Source organism: Paralcaligenes ginsengisoli, assembly GCF_054781135.1.
On sequence record NZ_BAAGUZ010000004.1, the window covers coordinates 48,867 to 65,186 of the forward strand.

The 16,320-nt window shown below is 59.3% G+C and carries 14 protein-coding genes; 8 read left to right on the forward strand and 6 right to left on the reverse strand.

The genetic code is table 11. The features are described 5' to 3' along the window. Positions 1 to 70: 70 nt before the first annotated feature. From ACYVIS_RS03510 to ACYVIS_RS03525, 4 genes are all read right to left on the reverse strand, one after another. Positions 71 to 1,510 carry an NAD(P)-binding domain-containing protein gene (locus ACYVIS_RS03510; RefSeq protein WP_460873285.1) on the reverse strand — a complete coding sequence of 480 codons (1,440 nt, stop codon included), beginning with the start codon at positions 1,508 to 1,510 and terminating at the stop codon, positions 71 to 73. Beyond that, positions 1,507 to 2,514 (reverse strand): LysR family transcriptional regulator, encoded by a 1,008-nt coding sequence (locus ACYVIS_RS03515; protein WP_460873286.1) that lies wholly within the window; start codon positions 2,512 to 2,514, stop codon positions 1,507 to 1,509. Before ACYVIS_RS03515 ends, ACYVIS_RS03510 begins: the two co-directional genes overlap by 4 nt. A 415-nt stretch (positions 2,515 to 2,929) precedes the next feature. Beyond that, positions 2,930 to 4,102 carry a 2-methylaconitate cis-trans isomerase PrpF gene (gene prpF / locus ACYVIS_RS03520; protein ID WP_460873287.1) on the reverse strand — a complete coding sequence of 391 codons (1,173 nt, stop codon included), beginning with the start codon at positions 4,100 to 4,102 and terminating at the stop codon, positions 2,930 to 2,932. An 8-nt stretch (positions 4,103 to 4,110) separates the two neighbouring features. Continuing rightward, the gene (locus tag ACYVIS_RS03525; protein ID WP_232741331.1) at positions 4,111 to 4,950 is read right to left on the reverse strand and encodes an aldo/keto reductase; all 840 of its coding nucleotides are present in this window, start codon (positions 4,948 to 4,950) and stop codon (positions 4,111 to 4,113) included. Between the two features lie 100 nt (positions 4,951 to 5,050). Here ACYVIS_RS03525 and panB point away from each other — a divergent pair, with 100 nt between their 5' ends. From panB to ACYVIS_RS03565, 8 genes are all read left to right on the forward strand, one after another. Beyond that, positions 5,051 to 5,872: a 3-methyl-2-oxobutanoate hydroxymethyltransferase gene (gene panB / locus ACYVIS_RS03530; protein ID WP_232744682.1), complete on the forward strand. Its 822-nt coding sequence runs from the start codon at positions 5,051 to 5,053 to the stop codon at positions 5,870 to 5,872. 5 nt (positions 5,873 to 5,877) lie between these two features. After that, on the forward strand, positions 5,878 to 6,768 hold the full coding sequence (locus ACYVIS_RS03535; RefSeq protein WP_460873288.1) for a LysR family transcriptional regulator: 891 nt from the start codon (positions 5,878 to 5,880) through the stop codon (positions 6,766 to 6,768). Between the two features lie 134 nt (positions 6,769 to 6,902). Beyond that, the gene (locus ACYVIS_RS03540) at positions 6,903 to 7,961 is read left to right on the forward strand and encodes a TRAP transporter substrate-binding protein (protein ID WP_460873289.1); all 1,059 of its coding nucleotides are present in this window, start codon (positions 6,903 to 6,905) and stop codon (positions 7,959 to 7,961) included. A 70-nt stretch (positions 7,962 to 8,031) separates the two neighbouring features. After that, positions 8,032 to 8,652, forward strand: a complete 621-nt coding sequence (locus ACYVIS_RS03545; protein ID WP_232741334.1) for a TRAP transporter small permease subunit — start codon at positions 8,032 to 8,034, stop codon at positions 8,650 to 8,652. After that, positions 8,649 to 9,932 (forward strand): TRAP transporter large permease, encoded by a 1,284-nt coding sequence (locus ACYVIS_RS03550; protein ID WP_460873290.1) that lies wholly within the window; start codon positions 8,649 to 8,651, stop codon positions 9,930 to 9,932. The genes ACYVIS_RS03545 and ACYVIS_RS03550 overlap by 4 nt, the downstream gene beginning before the upstream one ends. A gap of 37 nt (positions 9,933 to 9,969) precedes the next feature. Beyond that, positions 9,970 to 10,653 carry a DUF2848 domain-containing protein gene (locus ACYVIS_RS03555; protein ID WP_460873291.1) on the forward strand — a complete coding sequence of 228 codons (684 nt, stop codon included), beginning with the start codon at positions 9,970 to 9,972 and terminating at the stop codon, positions 10,651 to 10,653. A 65-nt stretch (positions 10,654 to 10,718) separates the two neighbouring features. Next, a complete protein-coding gene (locus ACYVIS_RS03560; protein WP_460873292.1) occupies positions 10,719 to 12,074 on the forward strand; it encodes an amidase in 1,356 nt (451 codons plus the stop codon). Positions 12,075 to 12,189: 115 nt separating this feature from the next. Next, positions 12,190 to 12,678: a CreA family protein gene (locus ACYVIS_RS03565; protein WP_232741338.1), complete on the forward strand. Its 489-nt coding sequence runs from the start codon at positions 12,190 to 12,192 to the stop codon at positions 12,676 to 12,678. A 79-nt stretch (positions 12,679 to 12,757) separates the two neighbouring features. Here the strand turns inward: ACYVIS_RS03565 and ACYVIS_RS03570 are convergent, their stop codons facing one another. Both ACYVIS_RS03570 and ACYVIS_RS03575 read right to left on the reverse strand, forming a co-directional pair. Then, positions 12,758 to 14,344, reverse strand: coding sequence for an FAD-dependent oxidoreductase (locus ACYVIS_RS03570; protein ID WP_232741339.1), 1,587 nt, complete (start codon positions 14,342 to 14,344; stop codon positions 12,758 to 12,760). After that, complete coding sequence (locus ACYVIS_RS03575; RefSeq protein WP_460873293.1) at positions 14,341 to 16,317, reverse strand: preprotein translocase subunit YajC; 1,977 nt, start codon at positions 16,315 to 16,317, stop codon at positions 14,341 to 14,343. Before ACYVIS_RS03575 ends, ACYVIS_RS03570 begins: the two co-directional genes overlap by 4 nt. Between the last annotated feature and the right edge of the window lie 3 nt (positions 16,318 to 16,320).

The window sequence follows — 16,320 nt, forward strand, 5'->3', positions numbered from 1 at the left end:
TCTTCAAGTGAGATCGAAAGTATTCAATAGAAGCTCGCGCACCGTAAACCGAACAAGCCGGCGCACGAGTTTATTTCGCGCCCGCATCGACCCATTCGTCGCCATACACTTCAGGTTCGCTGAACGCCTGCATGGCCGCGTAATGCTGTTCGATGTTTTCACGGTACAGCAAGCTGACGATGCCTTTGGCCAGGCGTTGCGCCCCGTCGCTGATGGCGGGGATATCGCCCGAGACCTGGCCATGAGTCAAGGTTGCCGGATAGCAAAAGCAATGCACGCGCGACAAACCCGGCAGGTTGCTTCCTTCCTTGGCCTGGAATTCAAAGCTGGGTCCCACATCGGGCGAATTCGCGAGTTCCTGGTCATCGGCACCTTCGCCGGGCTGGTAGCGATCGCTCCAGACACGAATATGCGGCGCGATCGTGGCGTACTCGGAACGAGCACTCCAGTCGACCAGAAAGCCGGTTGAAAGAATCAGGAAATCCAGCTCGAACGTTTTCCTGGGCGTCTGTACTTCCAGATGCCCCGGGCGTTCATGCACCGCTTCAACCGGGCATCCCAGGTTGAAATAGGCATTGGCATGGCGCGATACGCGCAAGGTGCTGCCGCGCGGCGGCGGAACCTGCTGCTGGTTGATGTAATGGCGTATGCGCCATTTCCATTCATCGGGCAGTTGCAGGTAGCCGTGGGTAAATCCCGGATTGCCGGCGCCCTTGCCCTTATTGACGCGCGGAATATCGGTGCGGCGGATCAGCAGATCAACGCGTGCCGCGCCATTTTCCAGCGCAGTCGCCGCACTGTCCATGGCCGAAGCCCCCGCACCGACCACCCCTACCCGCAGGCCGCGCAGTTGCGCATAATCCATGTCGTCCGAGGAATGCGCCCAGCGCTCGCGGGCGATGGGCTGCATGAAATCCGGCACATAGGCGCCCCCCAGGCCCGCCCGCCCCGTGGCCAGCACCACACGCCTGGCATACACAAGCTCCGGCCCGCCAGGCCCAATTACTTGCAGTTCGACATGATCGGCGCGAGGCACGATATTGCGGACCTGATGTTCATTGCGTATGTCCACATCCATGACGCGCCGGTACCAGCGCAGATAGTCCATCCATTGCAGGCGGGGTATCTTGTCGAGCGCCTCCCAGGCCGCGGCGCCGAACTGCGCCTCGAACCAGGCCCGGAAGGTCAGCGCCGGCAAGCCGAGCGCCGGACCCGTCAATTGCTTGGGCGAGCGCAAAGTTTCCATGCGCGCCGTGGTCGCCCAGGGGCCTTCGAAACCTTCTTTGGCCTCGTCGAAAATCCGAACCCGCACACCCAGGTTTTTAAGCGATACAGCCGCTGCCAGGCCCGCCATGCCGCCCCCGATAATCGCCACATCCAGCGCTTCACTGCCGTTGAACTCGGCCTGCGGCACCCATGGGGTGGCCGGCAAATCAAGCCAGGCCATGTCTTGCGCCAGGCGTTGTTCAAGATGGCCCAGGCCCGAACGGGGTATTGTTGCTAGGGTCATAGTATGGCGATATCCTCGACGGCGGGAGATTCGTAAAGCGAATTAAGCAAGGCGCGATTGCGGCTTTCGCTATTCAATTTGAAGCCTGGAATATGCTGTTGCGCGTAGCGCTTGAGCATATCGATCAGACACAGTACATCGTCGGCCAGAGCCTGCTCGCGATGCGTGATGGCGCCCATCTGAAATGGAATGGCGGTATCGATGGGACGGAACACAACGCCATCCGGCGGCATTCCAACACCTGTAAACGGTTCGACGATCGCCACGCCAAGGTTTGCCCGCACCAGCGCCAGTGCATTGAGCGTCGAATTGGTTTCGATATGGCGCGGCGCACGCGTGCCGCGATCATGCAATAACGCCGTGGACAAGCGATGGCGCAGGCGATTGCGGCTGGACATGGTAATGATGGGGGTGTCGCGCAGTTGCGCAAGGGCAATGGTGGTTTCCTGCGCCAGGGCGTGTGTACTGGACATGGCCAGCACGCACGGCGCTTCGCCCGACCAGTGCAAACGGCATTGCTTCAGATCGATGGGCAGGCTGGTCAAGCCCAGCGTGGCCTGCCCTGTGGCGACGGTCTTGGCGACCCGTTCGGGCGCAAGGCTGTCAATGTAGATTTTCTGGTCTTTAAGAATGGAGCCGGGGTGCCCCTTGGAATGCATCGCATTCAGTTCACCCAAGACACCCGGCAGCAAGCCTGTCGACAAGGCATAGGTGGCCACGATCTTGAGCGGGCGCGCCTGGCCTTGCGCGATTTCCCTGGAGCGCACGTCCAACTGCTGCAAACCGGCCAGCACATGCTGCATTTCTTCGTAGAACTGCCGGCCTTGCTCCGTGAGCGTTACAGAGGGGCGAGTGCGTTCGAACAGGGTAAAACCCAGTTCTTGTTCCAGGTCTTGCACTTGCCGGCTGATGACAGGTTGCGAGCGATCCAGCAGACGCCCCGCGGCCGTGACGCTGCCAGTAGACAATACCGCGGCAAAGGCCTCGAGCTGGCGGATTTCCATGCTGAAATATGCTTTATTAACATTTAATCGATTTAATTATGCAATTAATGAATGATTTTGGCAAGCCTTTTTGACAACAACCGGGATGCATGGAGCGGCTGCGATTTGTGACCTACCCAGGACCGAGTACGAATTCTCTAGGCGCGGCGGCAACGGCTCAGGCGGGACGGGCGAACATTGAGCCCACCACGATCAGAGCCCGGGGCGGGGGAAAAAGGGAGCGACTGTTTGAAGCGGGACGCTTGCGATCAGTCCGGGGGACTGATCGCCCCGCAAGTTTCGCGACCGCCCCGAACCGGACTCTGGGCGCGGGCAGTCCTGGCGCAGCCAGGACTGGGCGAGGTGAGCCCGTCCCGCCTGAGCCGTTGCCGCCGCTAATGAGTTGCTCTCCCACCAGTCCCCTTGGATAAAACCACTACAACTCAGGAATCAACACACTGCCTTCCATCAAACGCCGGGCGCTGCGGCTCATGGTGGCCTTGGTAACCACCCAGCCGCCCGCGCTCTGCTGCGCCTCGGCCCCCACGCCCAGCGTGCCGGACGGATGGCCAAAGCGCACGCCGGTTTTCACGCCGCCCAGCACCCTGCTGACAACCGTGCCCGGGATGGCGGCGGCCGCGGCAATGGCCACGGCGCCTGTGCCTGTCATGGCGTGATGTGCCTTGCCCATGGACACTATACGAGCCAGCACATCGATATCTTCCGCCTGGACATGCTTGCCGCTACTGGCCACATACGCGGCGGGCTTGCCGAAAAACGCAATCTTGGGCGTATGCTGCCGTTTGCTGCTGGCGTATTCCACACTTTCCGCCAGACCCATCGCAACGGCGCCGTGAGCCCGAATGGCCTCGAAACGGGCCAATAGCGCCGCATCTTTATTGATGTCGTCCGGCAGCTCGGCGCCGCTCAGGCCCAGCGTTACCGCTTCGATGAACACGGCCGGATTTCCGGCATTGATAAGAGTGACCTCCACGTCTCCCACGCCGGGCACCGAAAGCACATCGACTGGGTTCCCGGTTGGAAACATGGCGCCTCCGGCATCGTCTTCACCGCCATCGGCGCCGGGATCGAGAAATTCCAGGCGAATCTCGGCTGCGGGAAAGGTCACGCCATCCAGTTCGAAATCGCCCAGTTCCTGCACCTCGCCATCGCGCATCGGCACATGCGCGACAATTTTCTTCTGGATGTTCGCCTGCCAGATGGTGATAGCGGCCACACCATCGCGCGGCGCATCGATCAGGCCCCGATGTATGGCGAACGGGCCCACGGCCGAAGTCAGATTGCCGCAATTGCCGCTCCAGTCCACCAGCGCCCGGTCGATGCTGACCTGCCCAAACAAGTAATCCACATCGCAACCCGGCTGCCGGCTTTTGCTGACAATGACGATTTTGCTGGTACTGGAGGTGGCGCCCCCCATGCCGTCGAGCTGCTTTTCATAGGGGTCGGGGCTACCCATGATGCGCAGCAACACCGCATCGCGCCTGGCCGGATCGGCGGGCAAGTCTTCAGGCAGAAAGAATACGCCCTTGCTGGTGCCTCCACGCATATAAAGAGCGGGAATCCTGATTTGGCGCTGAGGGGTGTTCATGGCGCAGCCTATTTAATCGAACGAAACGTCGCAGGATTGGGGCCGCTGCGCCCATCGGGGCTATCCAGCCCGGCAATGGCCGCCATGTCCGCATCGTCGAGCATGAAGTCGTAGACGTGGAAGTTTTCCCGGATGCGGCTGGGGGTAATGGATTTGGGGATGACCATATTGCCCAGTTGGATATGCCAGCGAATCATCACTTGCGCCACAGAACGCCCGTGCCTCAGGGCTATCCCGGTCAGGGTGGGGTCTTCCCACAATGCGCCGCGCCCCAGGGGGCTCCAGGCTTCGGTAACGATATCGTGATCGGCATGGAAATCGCGCAATTCCGCTTGCTGAAAACGCGGATGCAGTTCAATCTGGTTGACGACGGGCAAGACACCGGTTTTATCAAGCAGGCGCTGCAGATGTTCAATATTGAAATTCGATACGCCGATCGATTTGATCCGGCCCTCGTCGTGCAGCTGAATCATGGCTTCCCAGGCTTTCACATACAAATTGGTTTCAGGAACAGGCCAGTGAATCAGATACAAATCGACGTAATCGAGGCCAAGCCGCTTCATGCTTTCGTCGAAGGCCGACATTGCGCTATCGTAATCGTGATGCTCGTTCCACAATTTGGTGGTAATGAACAATTCATCACGGGCTACACCCGAATTTGCAATACCCTGGCCAACTCCAGCCTCGTTGCCGTAGATGGCGGCGGTATCGATCAGGCGATAGCCTTCCTTGATAGCGGTGTCCACGACGGAAGCGGTAATCTCGGTATTGATCTGCCAGACTCCCAAGCCCAGTTGCGGAGCGCTGTTGCCGTCGTGAAACTTGACGATATTCTGTGTGTTGGACATGATGAATCTCCGTAAAACAATACATTGATTATACGTATGTTACAAACAGGATTGGGGCCGGTCCGCGACTTTTCGGCCAGTGATATTTCAGGAGACTATGGTGAGTGTACATACCGACATAAAACGCATCAGCGTGCCGCAGCTGATGGCCTGCAAAGGCCGGCAGAAAATCGCCGCGCTTACCGCCTATACGGCGCCCTTTGCGCGTATGCTCGACGATTACCTCGACATGATTCTCATTGGCGACTCGACCGCCATGGTCGGCTACAACCTGCCCAATACGCTGTCGATCACTGTGGATCAAATGGCCGCGCATGCGGCAGCGGTAGTCCGCTCGACAGAGCGGGTTTGCGTCATCGTCGACATGCCTTTCGGCAGCTACCAGGAATCCCCGGCACAGGCCTTCGCCAACGCCGCCAGGATTCTTTCGATCAGCGGAGCCGACGGCATCAAAATGGAGGGCGGCGCGGTCATGGCCGAGACGACGCGTTTCCTGGTTGATCGCGGCGTGCCGGTGCTGGCGCACGTGGGCCTTATGCCGCAGTATGTGCACACCATGGGCGGTTTCAAAGCGCAGGGCATGAACGATGAGTCGGCCGAGCGCATTTTGCAGGATGCGCGGGCGCACGAACAGGCCGGCGCCTTCGGCGTCGTCCTGGAAGGCGTAGCCGAAGCCCTGGGGCGGCGCATCACCGAAGCGCTGAAAATTCCAACCATAGGCATAGGCGCCTCGCCCGACTGCGACGGCCAGATACTGGTCACCGAAGACATCCTGGGACTGAGCGGCCCGCGCATACCCAAATTCGCCCGGCAATTCGCCGACGTCGGCGCGGTAATACGCGGCGCGGTCGAACAGTACGCCAATGGCGTGCGCGATGGCTCCTTCCCCGGCCTGGAAAACTGCTTCGGCGTCAAAAAGTAAGCCTCATGATCGATTTCAAGCAAATCGAAACCTTTGTCTGGGTGGCCGAACTTGGAGGGTTTCGCGCCGCCGCCGAAAAGCTGCACACCACGCAGCCCGCTATTTCCCAGCGCATTGCCGCCATGGAATCGATCATGGCCGTGCGCCTGTTCGAGCGCGGCGCGCGCGGCATCAAGCTTACGGAAAAAGGCCAGGAGCTGCTCTCGCATGCACAGCGCATGCTCGACATGCGTAATGAAATGCTAAGCGTGGCCAAAGAACAAAATGCCATGCGCGGCACGCTGCGGCTGGGTGTCGCGGAAACGCTGGTTCAAACCTGGCTGCATCGCCTGATCGAACAGTTGCACGATCGATACCCGGCGCTGGTCGTTGAAATTCATGTAGACACCAGCCATGTCTTGCGCACCCAGCTCAACTCGCACCAGATCGACCTGGCCCTGCTGGTGGGAACATCCCAGAATCCGAAAGAGCATCATCTGCATCTGTGCGACTATTCCCTCGCCTGGGTGGCCAGCCCCAGCCTCAAGCTGCACGGACGGCGTGTGTCGGTAGCCGAACTGGCCGCAACCTACCCAATCATCACCTACCCTTCACTCAGCCTGCCCTATCAGGCGGTCAAGGCGCTGATCGCGGAATCCGGCGTCAAGACGCCGCGAATATACGGCAGCGCCTCTTTAAGCACCATCGTTCACATGACGCGCAGCGGCATGGGCCCCAGCGTCATTGCCCCGGCAGTCATAGTCAATGAAATTTCGCAGGGTGAATTGTGTCTGCTGGATGTCGATGGGGTATTGCCCGACATCCGTTTCTATGCCTGCTGGGTAGAGTCTCCGGACAGTCATACCGCGCACCGGGTCGCACAATTGGCGCAAGACATAGCTGCCAAGCGCTCATAACAAATTCTTATCACAGCGGATACGAATTAATAATTGGACGGTAGCGCCAGGTTCGGTTGCAATGCACCCACACGCGGTCCGACGCGCAAAGCACAGAAATCATATCGTCGGATTATCATCCAGGAGATGCCCCCATGAAACGTCTATTTCTTTCGACCCTTGCCATCGGCAGCCTGCTTTTCGGCACCGCCGCGCTCGCACAGGAAAAAGTCCCCAACCTGCCCAAAACACATCTGCAAGTCGTCGGCGGCTTGAGCAACCTGACTGCCTATCAGAATTTCGAACAGCCTTTCTGGACCAAAACGGTACCGGACCTGTCCGAAGGCAAGGTCACGGCAACCATCAAGGGCTTCAACGAAATGGGCCTGAAGGGCCCGGAAATACTGCGTTTGATTGGCCAGGGCGTCATACCCATAGGCACGGCCACCCTGGCTTACTTTGCCAGCGACAACCCGATCAATGAAGCCATAGACCTGGCGGGCCTCGCGCCCAGCGCCAAAGTGGCGCGCGAAGTGACCGACGCATTCGCCCCCGTTTACAAGAAGTACTACGAGAAAAACAATATCAAGGTACTGGGATTTTCCACCTATCCCGCACAGGTTTTGTTTTGCAATGCAAACATCTCGAGCCTGGCCGATCTGAAAGGTAAAAAGGTGCGCACCAGCAGCCGCACTACCGCCGAGTTCGTGCAGGCCCTGGGCGGAACCAGTGTAACCATGGCCTTTGGCGACGTTGTGCCCGCTCTGCAGAACGGTGTCGTCGACTGCGCCATCACAGGCTCCATGTCGGGCTACTCGGCCAAATGGTACGAAGTCAGCACACATCTGTATGCGCTTCCCATCAACTGGAACGAGCAGATTCACGCCGCCAATCTGGCCTACTGGAACAAGCTGGATCCCAAGGTCCAGGACTTTATACAGAAAAACTTCAACGTCATGACCGACCATATCTGGGAAGCCGCGGCCAAGGAAACGCAGGAAGGCTACGATTGCAACACGGGTGCCGCCGCCTGCCCGCTGCCCGTGAAGGGCAAAATGAAACTGGTCGAACCCAGCGAAGCCGATCGTGCCTTGCTTAAAAAGATCACTGCTGAAACAGTAGTGCCGAAGTGGGCCGCGCGCTGCTCGGCCGGATGTGTCAAAGACTTCAACGACACCATAGGCAAGCTGCTGCACATCACCGCCGCCAAGTAGCCGGCGCGATGCTCTGGGGGCGGTTCCGGTGAAACCGTGAACCGCCCCCAATCTCCACACGGTGACCATCATGACATCATCAGATCGTTATACCTTGCTCAACCAGTTATTGAGCAAGGCCACTACCCTGTCGCGCATTGCAATGTGGGTCGCGGGCGCGCTGACCCTGGCGAGCGCAATCTATATTTCCGCCGACGTCATTGCGCGGAAATTCCTTGGTTTTACGCTGGGAGGCTCCGACGAATTGTCAGGCTATGCCTTTGCCATCAGCGTGTCGTGGGCACTTTCGTTTGCCACGCTGCAGCGAGCCAATATCCGCATCGATGCCTTGTACCAGCGTTTACCGCCGCGCCTGTGCGCCCTGCTCGACTGGGTCGCCCTGGTCAGCCTGGCCGTCTTCATTGTCTACCTGACTCGCTATGCCAACGACGTGGCCCTGGTTTCCTGGGAAAGGAACTCGACCGCCAATACCATCCTGGCTACGCCGCTATGGATTCCCCAATACCTGTGGGTAGTGGGGCTGATCTGGCTGTGCGTCGTCCTGGCCCTCATGCTTGTGCGCTCGTCCATCGCACTGATCACCGGCGACCTGGCCACGATTCAAGCCATATGCGGCATTCGCAGCACGCAAGACGAAGCCACTGAAGAAGCCGAAGCCGGCGAACGCATGGTCCGTGGAGAAACAGCATGATTACCACCGCACTGGTTGCTTTACTGGTCTTAATCGGGCTGAGCATCCCCGTGGGCGCCGCCCTGGGCCTGCTGGGGTTGATTCTGGACCCTCTGTACTCGATGCTGCCCTTGACGCGGGCCATAGGCGAAGTGTCCTGGAGCACCAGCAACGAATTCCTGCTGGTGGCCATACCTCTGTTCATCATGCTGGGCGAAATCCTGCTGCGATCCGGCCTGGCGGAGAAAATGTACAACTCGATGAGCCTGTGGCTGTCCTGGCTGCCGGGCGGCCTGATGCACGCCAATATCGGCGCCAGCGCGCTGTTTGCGGCCACGTCCGGTTCCAGCGTTGCCACGGCCGCCACGGTGGGTACGGTCGCCATTCCCCAAATAGCGAAGAAAGGCTACAACGAATCCCTGTTCCTGGGCAGCCTGGCCGCCGGAGGAACCCTGGGCATACTGATCCCGCCATCCATCAACCTGGTCATCTATGGGGTGCTCACCAACACTTCAGTGCCCAAGCTGTATCTGGCGGGCATTATTCCCGGCCTGGGCATGGCGGCCTTGTTCATGCTTGCGATTGCCGCCGCATGTATCGTCAAGCCGAAATGGGGCGGACAGAAAATCCAGGCGACCTGGAGCGAACGCTTCGCCAGCCTGATCCACCTGATACCTCCGCTGGGAATTTTCCTGTTGGTCGTCGGCTCCATTTATGCAGGGCTGGCAACACCTACCGAAGCCGCGGCACTGGGTGTCGTGGGGGCATTGATTCTGGCGGCTTGTGTACGCAGGCTGACATTCGCCATGCTGCGGGAATCGCTTGAAGGCACCATGAAGGCAACGGCCATGATCATGCTGATCGTGGTGGGTGCCGCGTTTCTCAACTTCATCATGGCCGCCACAGGGTTGACCACCGCACTGACCAATACCATTACCGGACTGGGCCTTGCGCCGGGATGGATGCTGCTCATCGTCGTGGTGTTCTACCTGATACTTGGCTGCTTCATGGAAACATTGTCCATGATGATCACCACGATTCCCATTGTGGCCCCGATCATGATTGCCCTGGGCTACGACCCGGTCTGGCTGGGCATTGTGATCATTATTCTGGTCGAAGCCGCCCTGATTACCCCGCCAGTAGGGCTGAACCTGTTCGTGGTGCAAAGCCTGCGCAAGGGGGGCAGCATGAACGCCGTCATGCTGGGGAGCATTCCTTTCGTGATCATGCTGATGGCCATGATCGGGCTGCTCGCGCTGATACCCAACCTGGCGCTGTGGCTGCCCAATCTGTTCGGTTGACGATCTCCCCGTTTACTCATTTACCTGCTCAACAATCATGAAACTATTATTCAGTCTTGCTTCGGAACACAAAGCCGAATCCATCGAAGTCGATATTACGACGTGCATCGTCGCCGGCTGGGCCGGCCGCGATCTGGCCGCCATCGAACACCATATTGAAGAGCTGGCCGAAATCGGCGTACCCCGCCCCAGCGCGGTACCACTTTATTATCGTATTGCTTCAAATCAGCTATCGCAGGAATCGAAAGTCGAAGTGGTTGGCGACGGCTCCTCGGGCGAGGCCGAAGTCTTTGTCTTTTCTCATCAGGGCCGCATGCTGGTCAGCGTGGCCTCGGACCACACCGACCGTAAGCTGGAGGCGCATAGCGTCGCGCTATCCAAGCAATTGTGCATCAAGCCTGTGGCGCGCGAAGCCTGGCTGTACAGCGAAGTCGCCGATTACTGGGATGACCTGATCCTGCGTTCATGGATCGAGGAAAACGGCCGGACAGTGCTGTACCAGGAGGGTGCGCTGGCGTCTTTGCGCCCTCCTCTTGAGCTGATTCAAGGCCATTTCGGGCAGGCATCCATACCCGGGCACGCAGGCATGACTTGCGGCACAGTCGCCGCGATCGGCGGGATTCGTACATCGCCCGTATTTACCATGGAACTGTTCGACCCGAAACGCAATCGCCGTATCAAGCATACGTATGCAAGCACGGTTCTGCCGGAAATCGCCTGAGCCATTGCATTCCATCCTACAATCTCCGCCACGGACCCAACTCCTTTACTTCAGGCTGATTTCCCATGCTTCCCACTTTACTCGCCCTGCAAAATACTCTGGCCGAAGGCAAGACTAGCTCTGTAGAGCTGACCGAAGCGGCACTGGCGCGCATCGCCGATCCTCAAGGCGAAGGAAACCGGGCATTTACCAAAACCTACCGGGCTCAGGCACTTGCATCGGCACAGGCCTCCGATGTGCTGCGCGCCGCGGGTTTGACCCGCTCGCCCGTCGATGGGCTGCCGATTTCGGTCAAAGACCTTTTCGATGTCGCCGGCGATATCACGCAGGCCGGCTCCGTGGTACTGAAAGATTCGGCCCCCGCCGCCAAAAACGCGACGATAGTCCAGCGGCTGATCGATGCGGGCGCGGTAATAGTCGGCCGCACCAATATGAGCGAGTTTGCATTTTCGGGCCTGGGCCTGAACCCGCATTACGGGTCGCCCAGCAGCCCCTGGGATCGGGTCACTGGGCGAATCTCGGGGGGCTCATCATCGGGAGCGGCCGTATCGGTTGCCGACCAGATGTCGGTTGCGGCCATAGGCACCGATACCGGCGGATCGGTGCGCATTCCTTCGGCATTTTGCGGGCTGGCAGGCTTCAAGCCCACGGCGGCCCGCGTGCCCACGCAAGGCGCCCTGCCCTTGTCCTGGACCCTGGATTCGATCGGGCCATTGGCCGCGTCGGTAAGCTGCTGCGCCATACTCGATGCCATCATGGCCGGGCAAGCCTACAACGCGCCTGTGGCGCCCGTCCTGCGGCAACTGCGCTTTGCCGTCCCCTCGACGCTGGCGCTCGACGGCGCCGACGAGCATGTAAGCGCGGCATTCCAAAAGGCCCTTGATACGATCGAAAGCCATGGTGGCCGGATTGAAAGAATCGATCTGCCCGAATTCGAACAACTCGCATACATCAACCGCAATGGCGGATTCACATGTTCCGAGGCCTGGGCCTGGCACCAAAAGCTCCTGGCCGACCGGGAAGCCGGCTACGACCCACGGGTTTCATCGCGCATCCTGCGAGGCAAGAACATGAGCGCCGCCGACTACATCGAGCTGTTGCAAATACGGCCCGAATGGATCGCCGCGGTCGAACGCCGCATTCAACCGTTCGATGCCTTGCTGATGCCCACCGTACCCGTGATTGCCCCGTCAATCAAAGAACTGCAAGGCTCGGACGACGCCTATTTCGCCGCCAACGGCCTGATTTTGCGCAATCCCACCTTTATCAATTTCTTGAACGGCTGCGCGCTGTCCATACCTTGCCATGCCCCGGGCACCGCGCCCGTGGGCTTGATGATAGCCGGCGCCGCCAATCGGGACCGCCATATATTGGATGTGGGCCTGGCACTGGAAGGCCTGCTGGCCCAGGCCGGTCGCTGAGCTGGCCTGATCTGAGCTGGCCTGAAAATAATCTTATGGCCTCATGAAATCATCCAGCTGGACGGATCGGCTAGAATCTTTACGCCTCCTCAGCAGCCTCAATGGTGTATCTATCATGAAACAGCTACTCGTCTTTATTGCCCTGGCAACCGCCAGCCTGTTCGGCCATACCGCCCACGCGGAGAAAGTCGGTTGCGTCAGCACCACCTGGCGCGTCGTCAATAACGACAAGGTCTGCGTGCAATCATTCAAAGATCCGGATATCGACGGCGTGGTGTGCCATGTGTCGTATGCGCAAACTGGTGGAATTTCGGGGGCGCTCGGCTTTGCCGAGAACCCTTCGCGCTTTTCGCTGGCCTGCCGTCAGACGGGGCCCATAATCAGCAAGAAGAAAATTCCAGCAATCGAGGAAGGCGTCTTCACGCACCGGATGAGCTTCCTGTTCAAGGGACTGAATGTATCCCGGCTTGTGGACAAAGCCAACAACACACTGGTGTACCTGGTCGTCAGCGAGAAAATCATCGACGGTTCTCCGTTCAACAGCGTCTCGACCGTCCCCCTCATGCCCTGGGGGACCCAGCAGCCCGTTCTTGACACAAAATAATTTCGGCCGAGCCACGGCGGGGCGGCACACTGACTCGACGTCATCCGCCCTACGCACAATACAATCTTTGCGCTGGAACCTAGCCATCCCGCCCCAACCTCTCGCAATTCAATTCAGCCAGCGCCGCTATCGTTCGCGACGGATTCAGCCCTATCGCTCGCGGTATGGTCGAGCCATCCATCACATACAGGTTTTCATACCCGAATACGCGGCCCCGCGCATCCACCACGCCTTCCGCCGCCGTCAAGCCCATATTGCAGCCGCCCAGCGGATGGGGCGTAATCAAATTGCGCAGATAAGTCCAGGTAGGCGGCACCCATGGCTCGCCGCCGGTTGCGTGGGATAAGCGAGTGTGCACCGCGGCCATCGCCTCGACCATGGCCTCCGAACGTTCATAATGCCAGTGCATTTTCAGGGAACGTTGCCAGGGAGCGTACCAGGGACGACCCAGATACATTTGCCCGTCGGATGCATCGACCCCCTGGCCAAACCAGAGCATCATGTTGGCAAACGGATCCTCCGCATCAAGCAAAGCGCCCAGTTCCTTCCATGAACGCCGCAGCTTTCCCCATCCCGCATGCCTGACACGGCGCTTGATGAACGCGCCCAGTAAATTGGGTATGCCGCCATCTTCAATAAACAGGGCCTGTCCATCGACAGATCGATCCAGCAAGTCGATGGCGCTGGAAATCGTCACTCCGCGGGAGGGCGATACGGCACGCGATTTGTAAAACGCGGGCGTCACGAAATCGCCATTGAATGCCCAGCCGTGGCCCAGGCGCGAAGACAATGCCGGCAGGCTGCGGTGTTGGTCGCGGCACCGCAGCAGCAATTCCGTGGAGCCGATAGAGCCTGCGGCCAGTATGACACGTTGCGCCGTTATGATTCGCCGCCTGCGTTGTCCGCTCTTGATGCAGTCGGCATGTATGCGCCATCCTGTGCCTTCAGGCTCCAGTGAGCAAACCAGATGCAGGGGCCATATCTCCGCGCCTTTCGATTCAGCCAGAGCCAGGTAGTTCAAGTCGAGCGTGTTCTTGGCCGATACCTGGCACCCGATATCGCAGTTGCCGCAGTGCACGCAGGTTCCTTGTAATTTCCCCTGGGCATTGATAAATTTCCTGGAGTGATGATCGGCATGCGCATCGGCCAGATCGTAGCGCCACTCGCGGTCGAAGCTGACCGCGAGTGGCACCGTATGAAAGCGATCGCCCCATCCGCATTTCTGCGCACTTTCCTGCATCAGACGGGTATGTTCACTCCATTGCGCTTCGGGCAATTCCTGCACATCGAGCATGGCGCCTACCCTATCGTAATAGGGTTTCAGCACCTCATGCGTAATTTCCGGCGGCCAGCCATGGCGAAACATCTCGGGTTTTGCTTCAACCGAAACATTGGCGTAGATGAGCGAACCGCCTCCGACACCGGCACCCGCCGCCACCCACATATCGGCAAAAGTGCGCAAGTCTACCCAGCCATTTTGCTTGTGAGGCCTGGCCTGGTCCCAAATCCAGGCATCATCGGCCTCGCGGGGATATGTCTCGGGAGTCCAATGCCTGCCGCGCTCCAGAACCAGCACTTTCTGCCCCTGCTCGGCCAACCGGCAGGCCGACACAGCGCCGCCAAATCCGCTGCCGACAACGATTGCATCAAAATCGTATGTGCTCATGTGGGGGCCTTGGGTTTAGACGAAATATGAATCGGGGTCTCGATCAGCTCGACCTTGATGGGGTCGGCCGGCACGAATCGCGCCCCGGAGCCGGGAAATGCCCGCAGGCGCCAGGTGTTGCCCGCCCGCATCAGAGACTGGACTCCGATGCCAGTCTTCCAGTTCTTGCATACCCGTTCGATCTTGATCGGATAAATCGTCAGGCCGTCCGCATCGATCCGCATACGCAGGAAGCTCTTGCCATCGGCAATGCCCTGCGATGAAAATACCTCGTCGCTATGCCAACCGAACCAGGCATCGGCAAGAACCATCCAGCCGCCGAACAGAAAGCCGCCAATCACGCCGCCGAACACGCTTGTTTCAACAATGAACAGCAGCACATGGCGCCAGTCATCCAGGAATACCTCGGCGGGCATGCCCAGAGATCGTGCTACCCAGCCGAGATTGAAATAACCCATCAACCATAACAACACGAAGGCCAGCATCAAATGCAGCATGCCGTGCAACATCCCGCCGATACAGGCGCGGCGACGATCCGTGTCGGTGCTGGACATTGTGAACAGCCCCGGCCCGACCACAATGAACAGCGTAAAGATCATACTGGCCGGGCTATGCGCCATGACATGCGCCACCGCCGGCAACAGTGTGTCAAAAAACCCATGTAAGGTGACGGGCGCCTGGGCCAGATACGCCATCAGGGTCTTTCCACCCAGGAAAGAGTTTGGAACCTTGCTGGCGCTTTGTATAACCCACAGATAAAGCAGGTAAAGGGCCGCCAACTGAAGGCAAAACAGCGAATTCCTGATGGGCAGCAGGCAGGCGGCATTTCGCAAACGGCGCGACCATGCCGCATCGGGAAACGCGGTACTCAGCTTATAGCGCTCTTCATTTCCTGCTTCGGACTTGAAGCACAGCTGTTCGGGCAAATGATGCGTGCCCAGCAAATAGGCGCCTCCGCCGCCGCAGGTAACGCGTTGCGGCAGCGTGCCGGCCTCATCGGGCTCATAACGCGCATAATGATGCTGGTCACCCGTCAGGACAGCGGCCAGGCATACACCTTCGCATGCTTCGACCAGGCCTTCGATCTTGCGCAGGCTCAGGAACCGCGGAGTCTGTGTTTCTATCGATCGCAGCCAGCTTGTGCTTTCCCGCGAAGAAGGCCTGGCTGCCGCCGCGTTTCCCGCGCCGCCGGCGCGACTTCGCTGAAATGCCAGCCGCTCGCTTTCGTCGATCCAGCTCGGCTCGGGAGCGCATATGATGACGCGATCTCCTGCCTGCAGCAGCGGTGCGGCTATGCATTTGAAATAGTTGAGCTGCGGCGCATCCATCAGCGATTCCAGCTGCAAATCCAGGCCCCACAACCACCAGCCGTGCGGCAGCCTGGCGGCAAAGTAGCTGGTGCGCTGCACGGTTTTCCAGCGCCCGATGGCCTGCCGGGCGCAAAACAGGCTTGTAAAACCGCGCAGACCGTCATACCAATCGTGATTTCCGGGAATGGCCACTATTTGCGGAGCGTCTTCTTCGTCGCGCGGCGGAATATCGGATGGGAATGCGCCACGGTACGGATCGATAAAACGAGTTCGATAGCCGTCTTCCGCCGGCGTGGGGTAAACCTGATCGCCGCCCAGAATCAGTAAATTGGCGCGTGGCAGCACAAACGCACCGTCGGCTACATTCAGTTGCTCACGACTGATCGACCAGGCAACGCTATAGGTCGAATCCCATCCATCGCCGGTGTCGGCCACGTAATCGATCCAGGTGATATCCCGTTCGGCAATTTGCAGTGGCTGCTTGAGGGCCTCGACGTTCAGAACAGCCTGCAGGTCGCGCGCATCGGCGTAGGAGCCCAGGGTGGTCGCTATGGCGGCACGCACTCCGGTCTGCAGCAGTTGGCTGGGCGACAGCCAATTGGTCATGGGCTCGTGCGTGTAGAGCTCGATGCGGCTTTTCGGTGCGGGAGTATCCGTAACCATGCG

What these genes read in the sequence shown, in the direction of transcription:
- ACYVIS_RS03535 (WP_460873288.1), top strand. Translation starts at nt 5,878, where the DNA reads ATGATCGATTTCAAGCAAATCGAAACCTTTGTCTGGGTGGCCGAACTT.
- prpF (WP_460873287.1), bottom strand. Translation starts at nt 4,102, where the DNA reads ATGAACACCCCTCAGCGCCAAATCAGGATTCCCGCTCTTTATATGCGT.
- ACYVIS_RS03560 (WP_460873292.1), top strand. Translation starts at nt 10,719, where the DNA reads ATGCTTCCCACTTTACTCGCCCTGCAAAATACTCTGGCCGAAGGCAAG.
- ACYVIS_RS03540 (WP_460873289.1), top strand. Translation starts at nt 6,903, where the DNA reads ATGAAACGTCTATTTCTTTCGACCCTTGCCATCGGCAGCCTGCTTTTC.
- ACYVIS_RS03510 (WP_460873285.1), bottom strand. Translation starts at nt 1,510, where the DNA reads ATGACCCTAGCAACAATACCCCGTTCGGGCCTGGGCCATCTTGAACAA.
- ACYVIS_RS03570 (WP_232741339.1), bottom strand. Translation starts at nt 14,344, where the DNA reads ATGAGCACATACGATTTTGATGCAATCGTTGTCGGCAGCGGATTTGGC.
- ACYVIS_RS03525 (WP_232741331.1), bottom strand. Translation starts at nt 4,950, where the DNA reads ATGTCCAACACACAGAATATCGTCAAGTTTCACGACGGCAACAGCGCT.
- ACYVIS_RS03545 (WP_232741334.1), top strand. Translation starts at nt 8,032, where the DNA reads ATGACATCATCAGATCGTTATACCTTGCTCAACCAGTTATTGAGCAAG.
- ACYVIS_RS03575 (WP_460873293.1), bottom strand. Translation starts at nt 16,317, where the DNA reads ATGGTTACGGATACTCCCGCACCGAAAAGCCGCATCGAGCTCTACACG.
- ACYVIS_RS03550 (WP_460873290.1), top strand. Translation starts at nt 8,649, where the DNA reads ATGATTACCACCGCACTGGTTGCTTTACTGGTCTTAATCGGGCTGAGC.
- ACYVIS_RS03555 (WP_460873291.1), top strand. Translation starts at nt 9,970, where the DNA reads ATGAAACTATTATTCAGTCTTGCTTCGGAACACAAAGCCGAATCCATC.
- ACYVIS_RS03515 (WP_460873286.1), bottom strand. Translation starts at nt 2,514, where the DNA reads ATGGAAATCCGCCAGCTCGAGGCCTTTGCCGCGGTATTGTCTACTGGC.
- ACYVIS_RS03565 (WP_232741338.1), top strand. Translation starts at nt 12,190, where the DNA reads ATGAAACAGCTACTCGTCTTTATTGCCCTGGCAACCGCCAGCCTGTTC.